The 20,277-nt window shown below is 71.1% G+C and carries 20 protein-coding genes; 10 read left to right on the top strand and 10 right to left on the bottom strand.

Features of this window, described 5'->3' with window-relative positions; translation table 11 throughout:
• Window positions 1-119: 119 nt before the first annotated feature.
• Window positions 120-590 (top strand): ATP-binding protein, encoded by a 471-nt coding sequence (locus ACH4OW_RS14490; RefSeq protein ID WP_398027737.1) that lies wholly within the window; start codon window positions 120-122, stop codon window positions 588-590.
• 563 nt (window positions 591-1,153) lie between these two features.
• Here ACH4OW_RS14490 and ACH4OW_RS14485 read toward each other — a convergent pair.
• Entirely contained in the window at window positions 1,154-2,008 is an 855-nt protein-coding gene (locus ACH4OW_RS14485) for an SDR family oxidoreductase (RefSeq protein WP_398027735.1), read from the bottom strand.
• Window positions 2,009-2,350: 342 nt separating this feature from the next.
• Here ACH4OW_RS14485 and ACH4OW_RS14480 point away from each other — a divergent pair, with 342 nt between their 5' ends.
• Complete coding sequence (locus ACH4OW_RS14480; protein WP_398027733.1) at window positions 2,351-3,724, top strand: DUF2993 domain-containing protein; 1,374 nt, start codon at window positions 2,351-2,353, stop codon at window positions 3,722-3,724.
• A gap of 53 nt (window positions 3,725-3,777) precedes the next feature.
• Here the strand turns inward: ACH4OW_RS14480 and ACH4OW_RS14475 are convergent, their stop codons facing one another.
• The 6 genes from ACH4OW_RS14475 to ACH4OW_RS14450 all read right to left on the bottom strand — a co-directional run bounded on the left by ACH4OW_RS14475 (window position 3,778) and on the right by ACH4OW_RS14450 (window position 9,940).
• Window positions 3,778-5,295 carry a sensor histidine kinase gene (locus ACH4OW_RS14475; protein WP_398027731.1) on the bottom strand — a complete coding sequence of 506 codons (1,518 nt, stop codon included), beginning with the start codon at window positions 5,293-5,295 and terminating at the stop codon, window positions 3,778-3,780.
• Window positions 5,292-6,029 carry a response regulator transcription factor gene (locus ACH4OW_RS14470; RefSeq protein WP_360125620.1) on the bottom strand — a complete coding sequence of 246 codons (738 nt, stop codon included), beginning with the start codon at window positions 6,027-6,029 and terminating at the stop codon, window positions 5,292-5,294. The genes ACH4OW_RS14475 and ACH4OW_RS14470 overlap by 4 nt, the downstream gene beginning before the upstream one ends.
• A 171-nt stretch (window positions 6,030-6,200) precedes the next feature.
• Window positions 6,201-6,503 carry a hypothetical protein gene (locus tag ACH4OW_RS14465; protein ID WP_360125619.1) on the bottom strand — a complete coding sequence of 101 codons (303 nt, stop codon included), beginning with the start codon at window positions 6,501-6,503 and terminating at the stop codon, window positions 6,201-6,203.
• A gap of 280 nt (window positions 6,504-6,783) precedes the next feature.
• Window positions 6,784-7,911, bottom strand: a complete 1,128-nt coding sequence (locus tag ACH4OW_RS14460; RefSeq protein WP_398027729.1) for a S1C family serine protease — start codon at window positions 7,909-7,911, stop codon at window positions 6,784-6,786.
• 88 nt (window positions 7,912-7,999) lie between these two features.
• Window positions 8,000-9,070 carry a LacI family DNA-binding transcriptional regulator gene (locus ACH4OW_RS14455; RefSeq protein WP_360125615.1) on the bottom strand — a complete coding sequence of 357 codons (1,071 nt, stop codon included), beginning with the start codon at window positions 9,068-9,070 and terminating at the stop codon, window positions 8,000-8,002.
• A 24-nt stretch (window positions 9,071-9,094) separates the two neighbouring features.
• Window positions 9,095-9,940 carry a response regulator transcription factor gene (locus ACH4OW_RS14450; RefSeq protein WP_360125613.1) on the bottom strand — a complete coding sequence of 282 codons (846 nt, stop codon included), beginning with the start codon at window positions 9,938-9,940 and terminating at the stop codon, window positions 9,095-9,097.
• Between the two features lie 259 nt (window positions 9,941-10,199).
• Between ACH4OW_RS14450 and ACH4OW_RS14445 the strand changes: the two genes are divergently transcribed.
• Window positions 10,200-11,030, top strand: a complete 831-nt coding sequence (locus ACH4OW_RS14445) for an alpha/beta hydrolase (protein WP_398027726.1) — start codon at window positions 10,200-10,202, stop codon at window positions 11,028-11,030.
• Between the two features lie 64 nt (window positions 11,031-11,094).
• On the opposite strand, the gene ACH4OW_RS14440 is transcribed toward ACH4OW_RS14445, so the two are convergent.
• Together ACH4OW_RS14440 and ACH4OW_RS14435 are read right to left on the bottom strand one after the other, a co-directional pair.
• Window positions 11,095-12,996 carry an ABC transporter ATP-binding protein gene (locus ACH4OW_RS14440; protein WP_398028206.1) on the bottom strand — a complete coding sequence of 634 codons (1,902 nt, stop codon included), beginning with the start codon at window positions 12,994-12,996 and terminating at the stop codon, window positions 11,095-11,097.
• Window positions 12,997-13,055: 59 nt separating this feature from the next.
• The gene (locus ACH4OW_RS14435; protein ID WP_398027724.1) at window positions 13,056-14,789 is read right to left on the bottom strand and encodes an ABC transporter ATP-binding protein; all 1,734 of its coding nucleotides are present in this window, start codon (window positions 14,787-14,789) and stop codon (window positions 13,056-13,058) included.
• Window positions 14,790-14,975: 186 nt separating this feature from the next.
• Between ACH4OW_RS14435 and ACH4OW_RS14430 the strand changes: the two genes are divergently transcribed.
• The 7 genes from ACH4OW_RS14430 (at window position 14,976) to ACH4OW_RS14400 (ending at window position 19,718) form a co-directional block, all read left to right on the top strand.
• Window positions 14,976-15,239 (top strand): MoaD/ThiS family protein, encoded by a 264-nt coding sequence (locus tag ACH4OW_RS14430; protein WP_360125610.1) that lies wholly within the window; start codon window positions 14,976-14,978, stop codon window positions 15,237-15,239.
• Window positions 15,240-15,247: 8 nt separating this feature from the next.
• Window positions 15,248-16,702: a hypothetical protein gene (locus ACH4OW_RS14425; protein WP_398027723.1), complete on the top strand. Its 1,455-nt coding sequence runs from the start codon at window positions 15,248-15,250 to the stop codon at window positions 16,700-16,702.
• Between the two features lie 223 nt (window positions 16,703-16,925).
• Complete coding sequence (locus ACH4OW_RS14420) at window positions 16,926-17,636, top strand: DUF2993 domain-containing protein (RefSeq protein WP_398027722.1); 711 nt, start codon at window positions 16,926-16,928, stop codon at window positions 17,634-17,636.
• A gap of 247 nt (window positions 17,637-17,883) precedes the next feature.
• Window positions 17,884-17,991: a putative leader peptide gene (locus ACH4OW_RS14415; RefSeq protein WP_360125604.1), complete on the top strand. Its 108-nt coding sequence runs from the start codon at window positions 17,884-17,886 to the stop codon at window positions 17,989-17,991.
• Between the two features lie 134 nt (window positions 17,992-18,125).
• Window positions 18,126-18,971 carry a sulfurtransferase gene (locus ACH4OW_RS14410; protein WP_398027719.1) on the top strand — a complete coding sequence of 282 codons (846 nt, stop codon included), beginning with the start codon at window positions 18,126-18,128 and terminating at the stop codon, window positions 18,969-18,971.
• A gap of 46 nt (window positions 18,972-19,017) precedes the next feature.
• Window positions 19,018-19,308, top strand: coding sequence for a DUF1416 domain-containing protein (locus ACH4OW_RS14405; RefSeq protein ID WP_360125600.1), 291 nt, complete (start codon window positions 19,018-19,020; stop codon window positions 19,306-19,308).
• Window positions 19,309-19,430: 122 nt separating this feature from the next.
• On the top strand, window positions 19,431-19,718 hold the full coding sequence (locus tag ACH4OW_RS14400; protein ID WP_360125598.1) for a DUF3099 domain-containing protein: 288 nt from the start codon (window positions 19,431-19,433) through the stop codon (window positions 19,716-19,718).
• A 39-nt stretch (window positions 19,719-19,757) separates the two neighbouring features.
• On the opposite strand, the gene ACH4OW_RS14395 is transcribed toward ACH4OW_RS14400, so the two are convergent.
• The gene (locus ACH4OW_RS14395) at window positions 19,758-20,123 is read right to left on the bottom strand and encodes a DsrE family protein (RefSeq protein WP_360125596.1); all 366 of its coding nucleotides are present in this window, start codon (window positions 20,121-20,123) and stop codon (window positions 19,758-19,760) included.
• Window positions 20,124-20,277: the final 154 nt, after the last annotated feature.

Raw genomic sequence — 20,277 nt, 5'->3', positions numbered from 1 at the left:
GCGAGTCACCCACACAGGGGAAATTGGCCTTCATTTCGCCAACACGGCGGAATATAGGCCACCGCCGACACTAGCGTGTGAACCACGTCACCACCATCTTCTCCTGACGGGAGACTGCCATGCCCACCGTATCTTCGCCCCAACACTGGGCGTACACCCTGCAACTGCCCCGTTCACCCGGAGCTCCCCGTATCGCGCGGGCCATGTTGCGTGCCGCGCTCGATCATCACGGGTTCGGGGAACTCGGTGAGACGGCCGAGCTGTTGACCAGTGAGCTGGTCACGAACTCCTATCTGCACACCGATGGGCCGTCCTCCCTGCGGGTGCGGCACGTGTGTGGTGACCGGCTTCGCGTCAGTGTGTGGGATACCGGCCTTACCATCCCGCCGCCCTTCGACCGGCCTGTCGATCTGTTCGACGGGCTCGGTGCCGCGTGGGACGCGGAGAGCGGGCGCGGGCTGCTGCTCGTTCGGCTCTGTGCGGCCAACTGGGGTGGGTACCCGATCGGGGCGGAGCTGTTCGGGGTGGAGGGCAAGTTGCTCTGGTTCGAGCTTGTGACGGGGTGGGAGGCGTTTGGCGTCGCGGCGTGAGGCGTGGGGGCTTCCCCCGGGCGGGGGAGGTGGGTGCTACTGCGGGGGGATGTCGGTGGTGTGGGGGCGCTCGTAGCTTCGGGGCATGCGATCTCAAAAGGTCTGGGTCTGGGCGGCGTTCGGGTGGTTGGTGGTCAGTTTTGTGTGGCACCTGTGGATGGGGGTGGATTATCGGCGGGCCATGGGGGAAGGGGTAGGGGCTCCTGTGTGGGTGTTTCTTGTTTATGACGGGGTGATCACTGGGGTGTCGGCCGTGGGGGCCGTGGTCGTTTTGGCGACGGTGCGGCCGTGGGGTGGGTGGTTTCCGGTGTGGGTGGTTCGGCTGCCCTTGTGGTTTGGGGTGGGGCTGCTCGTCGTACGGGGTGTGCCCGGCCTCGTCGAGAACGTGACGACGGCGACCGGGCTCACTCCGCGCGGCTTGCTCGGTCAGGCGGCGGAGTTGGCCGATATCGGGTCGGGTGCTTTTTGGGCCGGTATGGCCATTAATACGTACTTCTTCGCGGGGGCGGTGGTGCTGGTGCCGGTGGCCGTCGCGTTCGAGCGGGGTGTTGCCGCCGGGCGGGTCAGCGGAAGTCCGCGGCGTGGTCCTGGACCCACTGTTCGAAGGTGCGGGCCGGGTGGCCGGTGATGCTCCGGACGGTGTCCGTGACGGGGGCCGCCGTGCCGACGGTGGTGGCGAAGAGGCGGAAGAGTTCGAGCAGGGTCTCCTTCGGGAGGGACGGCGTCGCGCGCTCTTCGGCCGCCTGCTCCTCGGATATGGCCTCCACGCGCGTCGGGCGGCCGATGACCCGGCCGATGACGGCGACCTGCTCCTCCCTCGTGAGGGACTCCGGGCCGGTGACCACGTACGCCTTGCCGGTGTGCGCGCCGGTGCCGTCCAGGAGGGCCACGGTGGCGACGGCGGCGAGGTCGTCCTCATGGACGGCGGACGTGGTGGCCCCCGGGTGCGGGTCGCGGACCACACCGGTCTCCCGGATCTCCTGGGCCCACTGGAGCGCGTTGGCGGCGTACGCGCCGCCCCGCACGAAGGTCCACTCCAGGCCGGAGGCGCGTACCGCGCTCTCCACGGCGCCGTGCATGCGGGCGAGGAAGTTGTCGTCGCCCTCCGGGTCGTCGGTGACGGCTATCGAGGAGTTGAGGACGATCCGACGTATCCCGGCCTTCACCGCGGCCTCGACGACGGAGGCGGCCGCGCCGCCTCCGCCCGCCGCCAGGTTGAGGAAGAGCGCGTCGGCACCGCGCAGCGCCGGCTCCAGTGAGGCCGGGTCGGTCAGGTCGGCGCGTATCACCTCGGCGCCGGCCGGCAGCGCGGCGCGGTCGGGGTCGCGGGTCAGCGCGCGTACCGGGGCGCCTTCCGCGAGCAGTTGCCCGACCAGGCCGCGGCCGATGTTGCCGGTGGCTCCGGTTACTACGATCATCGCTGCGCCTCTCAGTACGTCGTAGGTTGGTTGGTCTTGGTCAACGCCTGGGGGCGTAGGGAATTCCCAAGCGCGGGCCGGGCGGGGAGCGAGAGGGGGCGAGTGGTTCCGGGCGGGCGGGACAAGCCCGCGTATACCTCACTTACCGCCGGTAGGACTTGCGTTCGAGGGTCGTAAGCATGGTGGGATGTCCTGATGCGCCTCCCCACACGCATACCCTCACCCTCGAAATCCGTCCCCCCACCAGGAACTCGGACACCAGCAGCACCAGCACCACCAGCAGCAGCGGATCGGCGATCCTCCACCGCAGCCGCACATGACGAACAGGGCAGCACGGGCGATATGGGCGGCATCGGCGGCATCGACGGAAACAGCGGCAACGGCGGCAACAGCGGCATCGGCGGCAACGGCGGGAACAGCGAAAGCCGTGGCGGCGACGGGCCCGATACCCGGCGGTTCGAGAAGATCAACCCGTACGCGGACCTGGCCGCGCTGGCCGACCCCGAACCGGAGCCCGGAGCGGACACCCCGACCGGCTCGGCCCCGCTGACCCGGCGTACGTACCTCAACGAGCGCGACGACAGCGACGACCCGCTGGGCCTGGGACTGCGCTCCGACGAGGACGACGCCGACGGCGCCTGGACGCCGCCCGACCACCGCCGCCGCAAGCGCGGGATCAGCCGGTTCGCGGCGGTGTCGAAGACGGTGAAGCTGCTGGTCGCGGTGGTGGTCCTGGTGGCGTTCCTGGCGCTGTCCGACCGGTTCGCGGTGCTGTACGCGCAGAACAAGGCCGAGGAGAAGCTCAAGGAATCGCTGCACCTGAACGCCAACCCGGAAGTCGACATCAAGGGTTTCCCCTTCCTGACGCAGGTGCTCGGCAAGCGGCTGGAACAGGTGGACGTCACCGTTCCGGACCTGGCGGCCGACCGGGTCTCGCTGGCCAAGGTCGAGGCGAGCGCGAAGGACATCCGGCTCGACGGCGACCTGCCCGACTCCATCAAGGGCGCCACGGTCGGCTCGATGCGGGGCACCGTACTGCTGTCGTTCGACGACATGAACCGGGAACTGGGCGCCTCGCAGGTCAAGTTCAGCGAGCTGGGCCCCGACTCGGTGCAGGCCGTGGGCCGGCTGCCCATCGCCGGGCACGAGCTGCGCGTACAGGCCGAGGCGCACATCCGGCAGGCCGGCGACCGCGGGATCTCCACCGACATCAGCAAGATGCGCCTGGACATCGCGGACGTGGCCGTCTACCGCCCGGGAACCGGCGCGGAAGAGGGCCTGCGGCTGACCCGCAAGGCCGCGGCCGAGGTGAGCCGGCAGGCCGCCAAGGTGAAGTCGCTGCTGAGCGTGCCGGCCATCGCGGAGCGCATCGGCATCCCGCAGCAGACCATCGACGAAGCCCTGCGCAACGAGAAGAAGCTGCACGAGCTGACCGGGGCGCCGCGCTTCATCGAGCAGCTGATGAAGGTCAATCTCGTCGATGTGGTGGCGGACCACCCGTGGCTGCTCCAGAAGGTCGGCATCGACCCGAACATCCTGGGCGCGTTGACCGGGCTGACCAAGCCGCAGCTGGCCGACCAGCTGTCGCTGTCCTTCCGGCTGCCGAAGACGCCCGGTGACGTACGGCTGCGGCACATCTCCGTCAAGGAGGACGGGATACGGGCGGAGCTTTCGGGGACCCAGCTGCCGATCGGCAGCACCGCGAAGGGGAAGTAGGGCCCCGGTTTAGCCCCGGTATTAGGGGCCCCCGAGGGCCCCTAAGGCGGCCGTTAGCCCACCGGCAGCTCGGGCGGCGGTACGGCCGCCCCCGGCAGGCTCAGCACGGCCTCCGCGCCGCCGCCCGCCGCGGCGCGCAGCTCCACGGTGCCGCCCGCCTGGTACGCCGTACGCGCCACGATCGACAGCCCGAGCCCGCTGCCCGGCAGGCTGCGTGCGGACGGCGACCGCCAGAAGCGTTCGAAGACGTGCGGGAGGTCCTCCTCGGGGATGCCAGGGCCGTGATCGCGTACCCGCAGTTCGCCCTTGCTCAGGGCGACCTCGACCGCACCGTCCTCCGGGCTGAACTTGACCGCGTTGTCCAGCAGGTTGACCACGGCGCGTTCCAGCGCGGCGGGTTCGCCCCGTACGTACCAGGGTTCCAGCGCGGCGGTGATGTCCAGCGACGGACCTCGCAGCCGGGCTCTGCGCAGGGCGGAGTCCACGATCTCGTGCAGCGGGACCACCTGGACGCCGGCCGGGCCGCCGGGTCCCGTGTCGGGCGTCCTGGACAGTTCCTGGAGGTCGCCGATGAGCGCCGCCAGCTCCCCCATCTGCGCCTTCACCGACGTCAGCAGCGCCTCCTTGTCGGCGGCCGGGATCTGCCGGCCGGACTGCTCGCTGCGCACCAGCAAGTCGATGTTGGTGCGCAGCGAGGTCAGCGGCGTCCGCAGCTCGTGCCCCGCGTCGGCGATCAGCTGCTGCTGGAGGTCGCGGGAGGAGGCGAGCGCCGCGGTCATGGAGTTGAAGGACCGTGAGAGGCGGGCGATCTCGTCCTCCCCCTCGGTGGGGATGCGGATCGTCAAGTCCTCCGTACGGGCTACGTGTTCCACGGCCTCGGTGAGCCGGTCCACGGGCTTGAGGGCGGCGCGGGCGACCCACAGGCCCGCGGTCGCGGCGCCCAGCACGCCGATTCCGGTGACGATCAGCAAGATCAGCGCGAGCTGGTTGAGGGGGTCGGTGACCTGCGCCATGGGCGATGCGACGGAGATCGCGACCTGGTTGCCCTGCGCGTCGGTGATCGGCCCCCGGTACGCGCGGGTGGTGACCCGCATCTCCTTGCCGTCGTTGGCCCGGGTGGTGTGGGTGGCCTCCTCGATCTGCCCCTTGGCGACCGCCAGGTCCGATTCCTGCGCCGGGATGCGGGTCTTCTCCCACGAGGTGCAGACGATGCCGTCGGCCGTCACGATCTGAATCGTGTACGGGGTGGGCAGTTGCAGCCGCGCGTCACCCGGCAGGGAGTTGTTGCACTTGGTGCGCAGGGCCTCCACGTACTGGGCGGGGATGTCCTTCGCCTGCTGGCTCAGCGTCTCGTCGAGCTGCTCGGTGAGCCGGTCCCGGGTGACCAGCCAGCAGGCGGCGGCCGAGGCCGCCACGGCGATCGCGACGGCGACCGCCGTGAGCATGGCCAGCCGGGAGCGCAGCGGGAGCTGCCGGTAACGGTGCACGACGCGTTCCTTGAGGCCGGGGCGCGGCGCCGTACCGTCGTCGGGAGTAGTGCCACCGGTGCCCGGAGCGTGGGCGTCGGTCATTCCGCGCCGCCCTCGGCCCGCAGGACGTAGCCGACGCCGCGCACCGTGTGCACGAGCCGCGGTTCGCCGCCGGCCTCCGTCTTGCGGCGCAGGTACATCACGTATACGTCCAGGGAGTTGGACGTCGGCTCGAAGTCGAAGCCCCAGACGGCCTTGAGGATCTGCTCGCGGGTGAGCACCTGGCGCGGGTGCGCGAGGAACATCTCCAGCAGCGTGAACTCGGTACGGGTCAGCTCGACCTGCCGGGCCCCGCGGGTCACCTCCCGCGTCGCCAGGTCCATCCGCAGGTCGGCGAAGGTCAGCGCGTCACCCTCGGCCGGCTGCGCGCCGGCTGCCGCCGCGTACGAGCTGCGGCGCAGCAGCGCGCGGATACGGGCCAGCAGTTCGTCCAGCTCGAAGGGTTTGACGAGGTAGTCGTCGGCGCCCGCGTCCAGCCCGGTGACCCGGTCGCCGACCGTGTCGCGGGCGGTCAGCATCAGGATCGGTACGGTCACGCCGCTCGCCCGCAGCCGCCGGGCGGCCGTCAGCCCGTCCATGCGGGGCATCAGCACGTCCAGGACGATCAGTTCCGGATCGTAGGCGGCGACCTTCTCGACCGCGTCCAGGCCGTCGACGGCCTGCTCGGTTCCGTACCCCTCGAAGGCGAGGGAGCGTTGCAGCGCCTCGCGTACGGCCGGCTCGTCGTCGACGATCAGGATGCGGGCGGGCTGATCACCGTGCTCGGCGGGGCTCATGGATGTGACTACCTCGGGTGTGAAGGGGGGTGGCGGGCCGGGGATTCCGCGGTCCTGCCCGTCAGCCTCGCACGTCCGCGGCCGGGGCACGCCGCTCGGCACGGTCGTGGTGCTGCTCCGCGCGGTGTCCGGCACGCGCGCCGTGGAGCCGGGGTGGGCGGTCGCCGCCGGTCACCTACGGGTGGCCGGGGACCTGGGCGGCCGGGCCTGGCCGGTCGCGGCGGCCCGCTTGGGGCGGGGGCGGGTGGCCGCCGCGACCTCCGTGGGCCGTTCGGCGCGGGCGTGCTCCACCTTGGCGCAGGCCCGTGCCAGGGCGAGGGCCAGGTCCAGGTCGGCGGGGCCGGTACGGATGGCGGCACCGTGGTCGACGGTACCGACTGCCGTGCTGCGCCGTTCGCCGCCCGCGCTCCAGGCGACGGCGGCCGCGAGGGCGCGGCGGGCGCGGTGGGCCGGGACGGTGATCTTGCTGGCCATGGGGGCCTCCTCGGCGTGAGGTTCGGGCGGGAGGGGAGGCAGGGGTGGGCGGGGGTGGGCGGGGGTGGTGGTTCCGGGAAGGGGGGAACCGGGGGAATCGGGGGAATCGGGAAAGGGGCTTCGGCGGATTGTGCGGTTGTTGAGCGTGGGGCTCCGAGCGTGGGGCTCCGAGGCGGCGGCCACTCAGGCGTGCCTCGGGTGCGGGGCCCTTCGAGCCGGGCGTCCGAGCCGGGTGTCCGAGATGAGCGTCCGGGCTGGGTGTCCGGGCTGGGCGTTCGTCTCAGGTGTTGCTGCTGCCGCCGGCCCGCAGGTTGGCGAGGTCGGCCTTGACGGTGTTGATCGGGATGGCGAAGCCGAGGCCGACGCTCCCGGCCGAGCTGCTGCCCTGACCGGTACTCGGCGAGTACATCGCGGAGTTGATGCCGACGACCTGGCCGTTCATGTCGATCAGCGCGCCGCCGGAGTTGCCGGGGTTGAGCGCCGCGTCGGTCTGGATGGCCTTGTACGTGGTCTTCGACTGGCCGGTGTCGCCGTTGTACTGCTCCCCGCCGAACTCGAACGGCCACTGCGGCCCGCCCCGCGGGTCCCGCTGCCGCTCCTTGCCGTCGTCCTTGGGAACCGTCACGCTGCGCTTGAGGGCGGAGACGATGCCGCTGGTGACGGAGCCGGTGAGCCCTTCGGGAGAGCCGATGGCGACGACCTCGTCGCCGACCGCGAGCTTGTCGGAGTTGCCGAGCGAGGCGGTGGGCAGGTTCTTGGCGCCCCTGACCTTGAGCAGCGCCAGGTCCTTGTCCGGGTCGGTGCCCACGACGTCGGCTTTCTTCTTGGTGCCGTCGCTGAAGGTGACGTCCACCGAGGACGCGCCGGCCACCACGTGGTTGTTGGTGATGATCTCGCCGTCGGGGGTGATGACCACGCCGGAGCCGGTGGATTTGCCGCTCGTCGTCTGCGCCGAGATCTCGACTATGGCGGGGCTGACGGCCTTGGCCACCGCGGCGACGCTGCCGCCCTTGGCGGCGCCCGCGTTCACGACCGGTGTGGTGGTGTTGGCCTGCGGCTGGTCGGTGGCGCCGGCGATGAGCGCGGCGCTGCCGCCGCCGATGAGGCCGGAGGCGAGGGCCACGGCCGCGAGGAGCGCGACGGGGCGGCGGGCCCGGCGCCGGGGCGCGGGCCCGCCGGCGCTCTCGGGGCTGCCGGTGCCGTCGGTGCCGTCGGTGCCGTCGGAGCCGCCGAAGCCCGCGGTGCCGGGGCCTGTGGGGCCGGCTGCCGGCTGCTGCGCGCCGTGCGGCGGGTGCGGCGGAGGCGGCGGGTAGCCCGCGCCACTCGTCCCGGACTGCGCCTGCTGCCCCTGGACGTAACCCTGGTTCTGAGGTGTTTCGTCGCCGCTTCGGCGGTAGCTTTCGGTCATGTACCCGACTGTGCGAGCCCACCATGAGAACCGTCTGAGAACGCCCTGAGAGGCCCGACAGAAGTAGGTATGCCCGGTGTAAGGAAGATCAGGTACGGGTCTGGCGGGTGGGGCCGGCGACCGGGCCGACGGAGGCCGGGCCGCAGCCGCACGACCCCCGGACCACCAGCCGCGCCGGGAACAGCCGCAGCCGCTCGCGCCGCGACCCGACCACCCGCAGGCCGTCGTCCAGCACCAGGTCGACCGCGGCCCGCGCCATGGCCTCGCGGTCGGAGGCGACCGTGGTCAGCGGCGGGTCGGTCAGCGCCGCTTCCTTGACGTCGTCGAAACCGGCCACGGCCAGTTCGCCCGGTACGTCGATGCGCAGCTCGCGGGCGGCCCGCAGGACGCCGATCGCCTGGTCGTCGGTCGCGCACATGATGGCCGGCGGCCGGTCGGGCCCGGCGAGCAGGTCCAGGGCGACCTTGTAGGCGTCGTAACGGTTGTACGGCGCCTGGAAATAACGCCCTTCGAGGGATTTGCCGGACTCTTCCATGGCCCGCCGCCAGCCCTCCAGGTGGTCGGTGACCGGGTCGCCGGACTTCGGCGTCTCCTCCGTACCGCCGAGGAAGGCGACGTACGGGTGGCCGTGCTCCAGCAGGTGCCGGGTCGCCAGCTGCGCGCCGCCGACGTCGTCCGTCATCACGGCCACGTCGTCGATCGCGTCGGGGCGCCGGTGCAGCAGGACGACCCGGGCGTCCCAGGCGTCGATCTCCGCGGCGGCGTGCTCGCTGGGCCCCTGGCTGATCAGGATCAGCCCGGCCACCCGCATGCCCAAGAAAGCCCGCAGGTAGTGGACTTCGCGCTCGTCGAGGTAGTCGGCGTTGCCGACCAGGACCATCTTTCCGCGCTCGGCGGCAGCCTGCTCGACGGCGTGTGCCATCTCGGCGAAGAACGGCTGCCGGGTGTCCGGCACGATCAAGCCTATGAGGTCCGTGCGCCGGGACGCCATCGCCTGCGCGACCCGGTCCGGGCGGTACCCCAGCTCCTTGATCGCGGCGAGTACCCGCTCGCGCGTGGCCGGGGCGACCGGCCTCGGTCCGTTGTTGATGACGTAACTCACCACGGCGGTCGAGGTACCCGCCAGTTTTGCCACATCATCCCGCGTCACCTTGGCCACGCGCGGCAGTCTACGCGGGTGGTTCTACCTCTTGGCAGGCCGAGCCACGGCGGCTTCCATCCCGGTACCGGCGCGCGAGGGCGCGTCCCGGCGTGCGCCGGGGCCCGCGCCGTCCTCCGTACCGTCGCCGCTCCCGGCCCGCCCGCCGCTCTTGCCCGGCGCTTCCTTGCCCTCCGCGGCGCGCTCGGACTTCTCCGGCTTCTCCGGCGTGACGAAGCGGTAGCCGACGTTGCGTACGGTGCCGATCAGCGACTCGTGCTCGGGGCCCAGCTTCGCGCGAAGCCGCCGCACGTGTACGTCGACCGTGCGCGTACCGCCGAAGTAGTCGTAACCCCAGACCTCTTGCAGCAGCTGGGCGCGGGTGAAGACCCGGCCCGGGTGCTGCGCCAGGTACTTGAGCAGCTCGAACTCCTTGAAGGTCAGGTCCAGGACCCGGCCCTTGAGCTTGGCGCTGTAGGTCGCCTCGTCCACCGACAGATCGCCGTTGCGGATCTCCATCGGGCTGTCGTCGACGCCGATCTGCTGGCGGCCCATGGCCAGCCGCAGCCGGGCCTCGACCTCGGCCGGGCCCGCGGTGTCCAGCAGGACGTCGTCGATGCCCCAGTCCGCCGTGACGGCGGCCAGGCCGCCCTCGGTCACCACCAGGACGAGGGGACAGCCGGGCCCGGTGGACCGCAGCAGCTGGCACAGCGACCGTACGTGCGGCAGGTCGCGCCGCCCGTCGATCAGTATGACGTCGGCCCCGGGGGTGTCCACCAGGGCCGGCCCCTCGGCGGGGGCGACCCGGACGCTGTGCAGCAGCAGGCCGAGCGCCGGAAGCACCTCCGTCGAGGGCTGGAGTGCGTTGGTCAGGAGCAGCAGCGAGCTCATCGCCGACCACCCGCCCGGGTCCCGGCCAGCCGTTTGCTGCCCTTTGTGTCCTGCACGCTTCGCTCGCCCATTACGTCGGTTCCTCCTCGGTCCCTGCGAGGACGCATTGCGGCACTGCTTCGTACGGGGGCGGATCCGTGGCCACCGAGGGGCCCTGTGGAGCGCCGGTGTGCTCATCCGCGCGTGAACGCGGTCCAAAGCACAAAAGGACCCGGGGGCAACGCTGCCCGGATCCTTCTTGCCCAGCAGAATAGCCCACATGACTTCCGGACCCGAGGCCGATTTTGCGCGATCTTGTGTTCCGTCGATCACAACGAGTGGCCGGCGCACGTCCTTGTTGACGGAGGACGGGGTCCGCATCGACGCCGCGTACACACCTCCGCGCGCCCCCTCGGGCGACCTGGCCATCGTCCTCGCGCACGGCTTCACCGGTGCCCTGGAACGGCCCGCGCTGCGCCGGGCCGCCGGGGTGTTCGCCCAGCGTGCGGCCGTGATCACGTTCTCGTTCCGGGGGCACGGCAGGTCCGGCGGGCGGTCCACGGTCGGCGACCGCGAGGTGCTGGACCTGGCCGCGGCGGTCGGCTGGGCGCGGGCGCTGGGCCACCGCAGGGTCGCGACCGTCGGATTCTCCATGGGCGGCTCGGTCGTGCTGCGGCACGCTGCGCTGTTCGGAGGGGCGCGCGGGGGGCGCACGGATGCGCGTACCGACATGGTGGTGTCGGTGAGTGCTCCCGCGCGGTGGTTCTACCGGGGTACGGCCTCGATGCGCAGGCTGCACTGGGTGGTGACGCGCCCCACGGGACGCCTGGTGTCCCGGCTGGGGCTCAAGACCCGCATCCACCCCGAGGACTGGGACCCCGTACCGCTGTCCCCCGTCGCCGCCGTCCCGCGCATCGCTCCCACCCCGCTGCTCCTCGTGCACGGCGACCGCGACCCGTACTTCCCGCTGGACCATCCGCGGATGCTCGCTGCCGCCGCCGACCCGGACACCAGCGATCTGTGGCTGGAGCGCGGCTTCGGCCACGCGGAGAACGCGGCCCCCGAGGCTCTGCTCACCCGCATCGGTGACTGGCTGGCGGAGCGGGCATGAGAGCGGCCCGCACCCGGGTGGGTGCGGGCCGCCGCCCGGGAACCGGACTCCTACCGGCCCCCGGTCACTCCGCCTCCGCCACAGGCTCCGCGAACTGGGCCGCGTACAGCCTCGCGTAGGCGCCGTCCGCCGCCAGCAGCGCGTCGTGCGTGCCCTGCTCCACGATGGCGCCGGACTCCATGACCAGGATCAGGTCCGCGTCGCGGATGGTGGACAGCCGGTGCGCGATCACGAAGCTGGTGCGGCCGGTGCGCAGCTGGGCCATGGCGTGCTGGATGAGCACCTCGGTACGGGTGTCGACCGAGCTGGTGGCCTCGTCCAGGACCAGGATCGCCGGCTCGGCGAGGAAGGCCCTGGCGATGGTGATCAGCTGCTTCTCGCCCACCGAGACGTTGGCGCCCTCGTCGTCGATGACGGTGTCGTACCCGTCGGGGAGGGTGCGTACGAAGCGGTCCACGTGGGTGGCCTTCGCCGCCTCGATGATCTTGTCCATCGAGGTGCCCTCGGGGGCGCCGTACGCGATGTTCTCGGCTATGGTGCCGCCGAAGAGCCAGGTGTCCTGGAGGACCATGCCGATGTTGGAGCGCAGCTCCTCGCGGCTCATCGCCTTGATGTCCACGCCGTCCAGGGTGATCCGGCCGCCGCGCACCTCGTAGAAGCGCATCAGCAGGTTGACCAGGGTGGTCTTGCCGGCGCCCGTCGGGCCGACGATCGCGACCGTCTGGCCCGGGTGGACGGCCAGCGACAGGTCGTCGATGAGCGGCTTGTCGTCCTCGTAGCGGAAGGCGACGTCCTCGAAGACGACGTGGCCGCTGACGTGCTCGGGGCGCTGCGGCCTGGCGCCGTCCGGCTCCTGCTCGTCGGCGTCCAGCAGTTCGAAGACGCGCTCCGCCGAGGCGACGCCGGACTGCACCAGGTTGGCCATCGAGGCGACCTGGGTCAGCGGCTGGCTGAACTGGCGGGAGTACTGGATGAACGCCTGCACGTCGCCGATGGACAGCGCGCCGGACGCGACGCGCAGGCCGCCGACCACCGCCACCAGCACATAGTTCAGGTTGCCGATGAACATCATCGCGGGCTGGATGATCCCGGAGATGAACTGGGCCTTGAAGCCCGCCTCGTACAGCGCGTCGTTCTGCTTGCGGAACAGCTCGGCGGACTCCTTCTGGCGGCCGAAGACCTTGACCAGGGAGTGGCCGGTGTACATCTCCTCGATGTGCGCGTTGAGCTTGCCGGTGGTCTTCCACTGCTGGACGAACTGGGGCTGCGCCCGCTTGCCGACCTTGGTCGCGACGACGACCGAGACCGGCACCGTGATCAGCGCGACCAGGGCCAGCAGCGGCGAGATCCAGAACATCATCGCCAGCACGCCGACGATGGTCAGCAGCGAGGCCACGATCTGGCTCAGGGTCTGCTGGAGCGTCTGGGCGATGTTGTCGATGTCGTTGGTGGCGCGGGAGAGGACCTCGCCGCGCGGCTGCTTGTCGAAGTAGCGCAGCGGCAGCCGCGCGAGCTTCTCCTCCACCTGTTCGCGCATCCGGAAGACGGTCCGCTGGACGACGCGGGTGGCGATCCTGGCCTGCACGAAACCGAAGAGGGAGGCGCCCACGTAGATCAGGAAGACCCACAGCAGGACCACGCCGACGGCGTCGAAGTCGATGCCCTGGCCCGGCACGACCGGCATCGTGCCGAGCATGTCGGCCAGCCCGTTCTCGCCCTGCGCGCGCAGGTGCGCGACGGCCTCCGCCTTGCTGATGCCGCCGGGCAGCTGTCTGCCGACGATGCCCGCCATGATCAGGTCGGTGGCGTGGCCGAGGACCTTCGGGGCCAGTACGGACAGCGCGACGCTCAGCACGCCGAGCGTCAGCGCCACCCACATGACCGCACGGTCGGGCTTCATCTGCCGCAGCAGCCGCAGACTCGACCCCTTGAAGTTCATGACCTTCTCGGTGGGCTGGCCGCCCATCATGCGCGCGGGCCCGGCGGCCGGCGCAGGCCCGCGCCGCTGCGGGGCCTGTTGGCTACTCACGCCGCCTCCTGCTCGGTGAGCTGGGAGAGCACGATCTCCCGGTAGGTCTCGTTGTCCGCCATCAGTTCGGCGTGCGTGCCGGTGCCGACCACCCGGCCCTCGTCCAGGACGACGATCCGGTCGGCGCCGCGGATGGTGGAGACGCGCTGGGCGACGATCACGACCGTGGCCCGGTCCGTCTCCCGGGCCAGCGCGGCCCGCAGCGCGGCGTCCGTGGCGTAGTCCAGGGCGGAGAAGGAGTCGTCGAAGAGGTAGATCTCGGGCTTGCGCACCAGGGCCCGCGCGATGGCCAGGCGCTGCCGCTGCCCGCCGGAGACGTTGCCGCCGCCCTGGGCGATCGGCGCGTCCAGGCCGCCTTCCATCCGCTCGACGAAGTCGCGGGCCTGCGCGGTCTCCAGCGCGTGCCACAGTTCCTCGTCGGTCGCGTCGGGGTTGCCGTAGCGCAGGTTGGTGGCCACGGTCCCGGAGAAGAGGTACGGCTTCTGGGGTACCAGGCCGATGGCCGTGGCCAGCGTCTCGGGGGCGAGGGTGCGCACGTCCACGCCGTCCACCAGCACCGCGCCGCCCGTGGCGTCGAACAGCCGCGGCACCAGGCCGAGGAGGGTGGACTTGCCGCTGCCCGTCGAGCCGATGACGGCGGTGGTCTCGCCGGGGCGCGCGGTCAGCGAGATGTCCTTGAGGACCGGCTCCTCGGCGCCCGGGAAGCGGAACTCCACACTCCGCAGTTCCAGTTCGCCGCGCCGGCGCAGCTCGGTGACCGGCACCTTCGGCGGGACGACGCTCGTGTCGGTGGCCAGCACCTCCTGGATGCGCTCGGCGCAGACCTCGGCGCGCGGCAGCATCATCACCATGAACGTCGCCATCATGATCGACATGAGGATGTACATCAGATAGCTGAGGAAGGCCGTCAGCGCGCCGATCTGCATGCCGCCGCTGTCGATACGGTACCCGCCGAACCACACGACGGCCACGCTGGAGACGTTCACCACCAGCATGACCAGCGGGAACATCAGCGACATCAGCCGGCCGGCGCGCAGCGACACGTCATACAGGTCGCGGTTGGCGCCGGCGAAGCGCTCGCGCTCGTACCCGTCCCTGACGAAGGCACGGATGACCCGTATGCCGGTGATCTGCTCGCGCAGCACCCGGTTGACGGTGTCGATGCGCTCCTGCACCCCGCGGAACAGCGGGCGCATGCGCCGGACGACCAGCGACACGAGGACCGCCAGGACCGGCACGATGACCAGGATCAGGCCGGACAGCGGCACGTCCTGGTTCAGGGCCATCACGACGCCGCCGACGCACATGATGGGCGCCGCGACCATCATCGTGAACGTCATCAGGACCAGCATCTGGACCTGCTGTACGTCGTTGGTGGTGCGGGTGATCAGGGACGGCGCGCCGAACCTGCCCACCTCGCGGGCGGAGAAGGACTGCACCCGGTCGAAGACGGCCGCCCGGATGTCACGGCCCAGTGCCATGGCCGTGCGGGCTCCGAAGTAGACGGCGCCTATCGAGCAGACGATCTGCAGCAGGGTCACGGCGGTCATGACGCCGCCGAGGCTCAGGATGTAGCCCATGTCCCCCTTGACGACACCGTTGTCGATGATGTCGGCGTTGAGGGTGGGCAGGTAGAGGGTGGCCAGCGTCTGGACGAGCTGGAGCAGCACGATCAGGGATATCGGGCGCATATGGGGCCGCAGATGCGCCCGCGCCAATCGGACCAACACCTTTCGAGCCTATGCGAGCCGTTTCGCGCGGCAATCGAATTTCTCCACGTCACTCGAACGGACCTGGAGGTTTTGCCAGAACTTGTCCGGACTGGTGTCCGACTTGCCCCGAACGGGGCCGGCCTTCGCGTGCGCCATCATGGAGGCACCTGACGACTCACGACGATTCACGATGAAGAGGCCGCCGTGACAACAACTGGCACCGTGCGTTACTGGGCCGCGGCGAAGGCCGCCGCCGGCACCGCCGAGGAGCCGTACGCGGCGGCGACGCTCGCCGAGGCACTGGCCGCGGCGCGCGAGCGGCACGCCGCGAACCCGGAGTTCGCCCGTGTCCTGACGCGCAGTTCGTTCCTGGTCGACGGCGATCCGGTCGGCAGCCGCGACCACGCGGCGGTACGGCTGGCCGAGGGCGGCACCGTCGAGGTCCTGCCGCCGTTCGCGGGAGGATGAGCGAGAACATGAGCGAGAACCAGCCGCAGAATCCGTACGGCTCCTACGGACCGTACGACCCGCAGGACCCGCACCGGCAGCAGCGGGCCCCCCAGGACGCCCACGATCCGTACCGGTCCGCCGACCCCTACGAGGCCCCCGGGTCGTACGAGACCGGCGGCGCGTACGGGGCGCAGCCCACGCAGTCGTACGGCAGTTACGAGGGCGCGTACGGACAACAGCAGCAGCAACCACCCGTGCAGCAGCCGCAGCAGCAGTCCTACGGCCAGCAGGCATACGGGCAGCAGACGTACGGACAGCAGTCGTACGGGCAGCAGGCATACGGCCACCAGCAGCAGAGCTACGACACCTACGGGCAGCCGCAGCAGACCTCCTGGCCCTCCGCAGCCGGACAACAACAGCAGCAGTCGGGGCAGTACGGGCAGGGCTCGTACGGAGCCGACGCCTACGCCCCGGCCAACGGCGGCCAGGACGATCCGCAGACGCAGATCTGGACCGCGCCGACCTGGGACACCAGCGTCCAGCTCCCCGTCGTGAACGCGTCGGACGCGGCAACGCCCGACCCGTCCGCCGCCGAGACCTCGTACCTGCCGAAGCAGAGCCCCGCACCGGCCGCCGCCCGGAACCCGCAGCCGCAGCCGCACACCGGCGCCCAGCCCGTACCCCAGCCCGCGCAGGAACCCGAGCCAGCCCCCGACCTGTCGCGGCTCGCGCCCAACCAGCGCGCCCGCGCCGAGGGCCGCTCGCCGATCATCCCGCCCGGCCTCAAGCCCGCCGCGGTCACCGCCGCGCTGGCCCTGCTCCTCGCACTCGCCGCCCCGCTGCCCCGCGTGGGCCTGATGGTGCCGGTGGTACTCCTCCAGGCCGTCACCGCCGCCGGCTGGTTCCGCCTCAACGGCATGTGGCCGGCCCGGCAGGGCATCGCGCTCGCCTTCCTGGCGGGCGTGACCACCGACATCGCGCTGCTGGCCACGGACCGCGACCAGGCGCCCATGGTCGCCATCGGCACGCTCGGGGTCTGGTGCCTGTTCGTCCTCGTCCTGCAACTGCGCAACCGCAGCAGCGCCGACGAACGCATGTACGCGCTGACCGCCGGCCTCACCTCGACCGCGCTCGCGGTCATGGCATCGGGCCAGCTGGCGGCCGCGGCCGACGCGGTCACGGTCGGCGCCATCGCGGTGGCCGTGGCGACCCTCGCCCGCGCCCTGCCGCTGCCCCCGGCCGCCTCCCTCGTCGTCGCACTGCTCGGCGGCGCCGGCGCGGGCATCGCGGCCGGCCAGCTCACCGGCCTCGGCGCGGGCGGCGCCCTGCTGGGCCTGGTGGCCGCCGGCTGCGCCCTGATCGGCCTCCGCGTCGCCAGCTACGACTACCCCTCCCGCTTCGTCCACATGACCGCAGGCGTAGCCCTCCCCCTGGCCCTCGCCTCCCCCGCCGTCTACGTACTGGGGCGCGCCCTGGCCTGACCGCGAGAGCCGGGCCCGGGCCCGGCGCAAGACCGGGCCCGCCAAAATCAAGCCCGTCTGGGGGCACCTCCCAGCGGTAGCTGGGGGAGTTTGAGGACACTCGGCCGCAGGCCGCGAAACAACACCGGCCCCTCCGGGCCGGTTAGGCTCGCAGGCGCAACATCAAGGACTGAACCGGAAAAACCGGGCCGAATTCGGCCCCACGCCTGGGGGTAGTGGTTCGATGCGCGCACTGCGAGTGCTGTTGGTGATCATCGTGATACTCGGCGGCCTGTTCGTGGCCGCCGACCGGGTGGCCGTGAACATCGCCGAGGACAAGGCCGCGGACAAGATCCGCAGCAGCCAGAACCTGGACCGGACGCCGGAGGTGTCCATCACCGGCTTCCCGTTCCTGACCCAGGTCGCGAACCGCAGCCTGGACCAGGTGGATGCCAAGATCGACGGCTTGAACGCGACCGCCGAGGGCCACACGCTGCGTATCCAGCAGATGTCGGCGCAGTTCCACGACGTGAAGCTGACCAGCGACTACACCTCGATCGAGAGTGCGGCCAGCGCCACCGGCGAGGCGCGTATCTCGTACGCGGACCTGACCGCCGCCTCGGGCAAGAACGTGAAGGTGAGCTACGGCGGCGAGAAGAACGGCAAGAGCCAGGTGAAGATCTCCCCGAATCTGCCGAACCTGCCGATGCTCAACGCGCTGGAGATCACCGGCACCGTCAGCATAGTGAACGGCGACACCGTCCAGCTGCGCGCCGACAAGCTGCCCGACCTGTGCTCGCAGCTGTCCGCCTGCCGGAACCAGGTCCGCGGCCAGACCGACCACCAGTGGAAGCTGAACCGGCTGCCCGGCAGCCTGAAGCTGGACAAGGTCGTCTCGACGCGGGACGGCATCTCGATCTCGGCCAGCGGCACGGACGTCAAGATTTCCGGCTGATCCGCCGCCCGGCCGGGGCACCCCCACCCCCGGTCGGCGGTATCGGAGTGAATCACCGCAAACCACCCGGGCGTCCATACAGTGAGACATCCTGTCCCGCACGCCAGTCCCCCACCGGCGTGCGGGCCGCCGCGGCACGGCCCGCACGCCTCTCGCGCCCCGTCCTCATATCGCGATGCGGACCAACGCGTCTCAGCATCCGACACACCGGTGACACGTCCCGCCGCCTCTCCCTACGATCGGTCGCATGCAGAGCTCTCTGAGCGGTTCCCGTTCGCGGGGACAGGCGAATCTCACGAAGCGGCGGGCAGTCGATCTGTGCCGCGTCGCCGCCATGCTCTGTCGCACTGCCTGACGGGCGGCCTCTTCCCCCCCGCCCCCGCCCGGCCCGCTGAGGCCACCCTGCCCTTCCCCACGCAGCGCCGCGTCCCCCGCCCGCAGCGCGCACCGGCGTACGCGTGCCCCGTAACTGCCCCGGAGGAGAACAACATGAGCCGTAGCGACGTCCTGGTGGACGCCGACTGGGTCGAGGCCCACATCGACGACCCCAAGGTGGTCATCGTCGAGGTCGACGAGGACACCTCGGCCTACGACAAGAACCACATCAAGAACGCCGTCCGCATCGACTGGCAGAAGGACCTCCAGGACCCGGTGCGCCGCGACTTCGTCGACCAGGCGGGCTTCGAGAAGCTGCTGTCCGAGAAGGGCATCGCCAACGACGACACGGTCGTCCTCTACGGCGGCAACAACAACTGGTTCGCCTCGTACGCGTACTGGTACTTCAAGCTGTACGGCCACGGCAGCGTCAAGCTGCTCGACGGCGGCCGCAAGAAGTGGGAGCTGGACTCGCGCGACCTGGTCGACGGCTCGCAGGTGCCGAACCGCCCGCAGACCCAGTACAAGGCGAAGGCACAGGACACCTCCATCCGCGCCTTCCGTGACGACGTCGTCGCCGCGATCGGCAACCTGAACCTGGTCGACGTGCGCTCCCCCGACGAGTTCAGCGGCAAGCTGCTCGCCCCCGCACACCTCCCGCAGGAGCAGTCGCAGCGCCCCGGCCACGTGCCCAGCGCCCGCAACATCCCGTGGTCGAAGAACGCCAACGACGACGGCACCTTCAAGTCGGACGACGAGCTCAAGGCCCTCTACGAGACCGAGAAAGTCGACCTGGCGAAGGACACCATCGCCTACTGCCGCATCGGCGAGCGTTCCGCGCTCACCTGGTTCGTGCTGCACGAGCTGCTCGGCCAGAGCAACGTCAAGAACTACGACGGCTCCTGGACCGAGTACGGCTCGCTGGTCGGCGTGCCGATCGAGCTCGGCGCCGCGAAGTAAGCGCACCGCCTCCCCGTACCCCTCAACCCACCAAGGAAGTACCCATATGTGTGGAGCACAGGCCGGCGGCCCGGACGCTTCGACGATCAAGCCGGGCGAGACCACCATCCAGGGCAGCGTGACCCGCGACGGCCAGCCCGTCACCGGTTACGTGCGGCTGCTGGACAGCACCGGCGAGTTCACCGCCGAGGTCCCCACCTCGGCGACCGGGCAGTTCCGCTTCTACGCGGCCGAGGGCACCTGGACGCTGCGCGCCCTGGTTCCGGGCGCGACCGCGAAGGACCGCACCGTCGTCGCGCAGCACGGCGGTCTCGCGGAGGTCGCCATCGCCGTCTGACGGCGACACCCATACGTACGCACGTACGGCCGCCGGGCCGCACCCCAGGGGTTTGGACGCCTTGGCTGGGGGTGCGGCCCGCCGCGCTTCCCAGCGGCCGCGGCCCGACCTACGGTGGAGTCATGTACGCGCACCAGCGCCCGCCCGCGCAGCGCCGGCACCGCCGGTACTTCGCCCTGATGGGCGTCTGCATCGCCCTGTTCGTGCTGGCGTGGGGCGTGGTCCGGCTGTGGTCCGTGCCGGCGGCCGTGGCGATGTGCGTGGTCGCCATGGTCATCCCGCCGTTCGCGGCGATCGTCGGCAACCGCAGGGAGCCGGGCGAACGCTGGTGGGACGAGTCCGGCGACCCGGAGTCCGACCGCTGGTGGCGCGAGATCGACGACCACGGCCCCGGCACCGGCCGCCGCTGAACCGCCGCGGGTCAGTACACCAGCGTCAGTACACCTGCGTCAGTACACCAGCGCCTGCACGCCGTCCGGCATGACCTCGCTGACGAACACCTGCGCCCCGGCGATCCGGGCGCCCTCGATGAGGTCCTTCTCCTCGATGTCGCGGCGCGCCGCGCACTGCGTGCACACGGTGATGGTGCCGCCGCCCGCCGTGATGGAGTCGATCAGGTCCGGCAGCGGCGCCGCGTGCGGCAGCTCGAACTCCGCGGCCCGGCCCGGCAGCGCGAACCACGCCGACTCCCCGGTCAGCCACAGCGAGACCTGCACCCCGCTCGCCACGGCGACCGCCGCCACCGTGAACGCCTGCGAACAGCGCTCGGGAGCGTCGGCCCCCGCTGTCACCTTGATCACCAGCTTCTTCGCCATACGGCCACTCTAGGGCGCGCGGCGGACCTCACAGCGCTGCCCTCGGCCACGCCGACTAGACTCGCTCCCGGTCCGTAATACCTCACTCCGTCCGAGGAGCGCGCTCGTGCTTGAGGCAGTCTTCACCACCCTGCTCGTCCTGGTAGCCGTCGGC

It is taken from the genome of Streptomyces sp. NPDC017056, assembly GCF_044332485.1.
Taxonomy (GTDB): domain Bacteria; phylum Actinomycetota; class Actinomycetes; order Streptomycetales; family Streptomycetaceae; genus Streptomyces.
The sequence above is the reverse complement of the archived record's forward strand: the minus strand, read 5'-3'. Positions and strand labels throughout refer to the sequence as shown.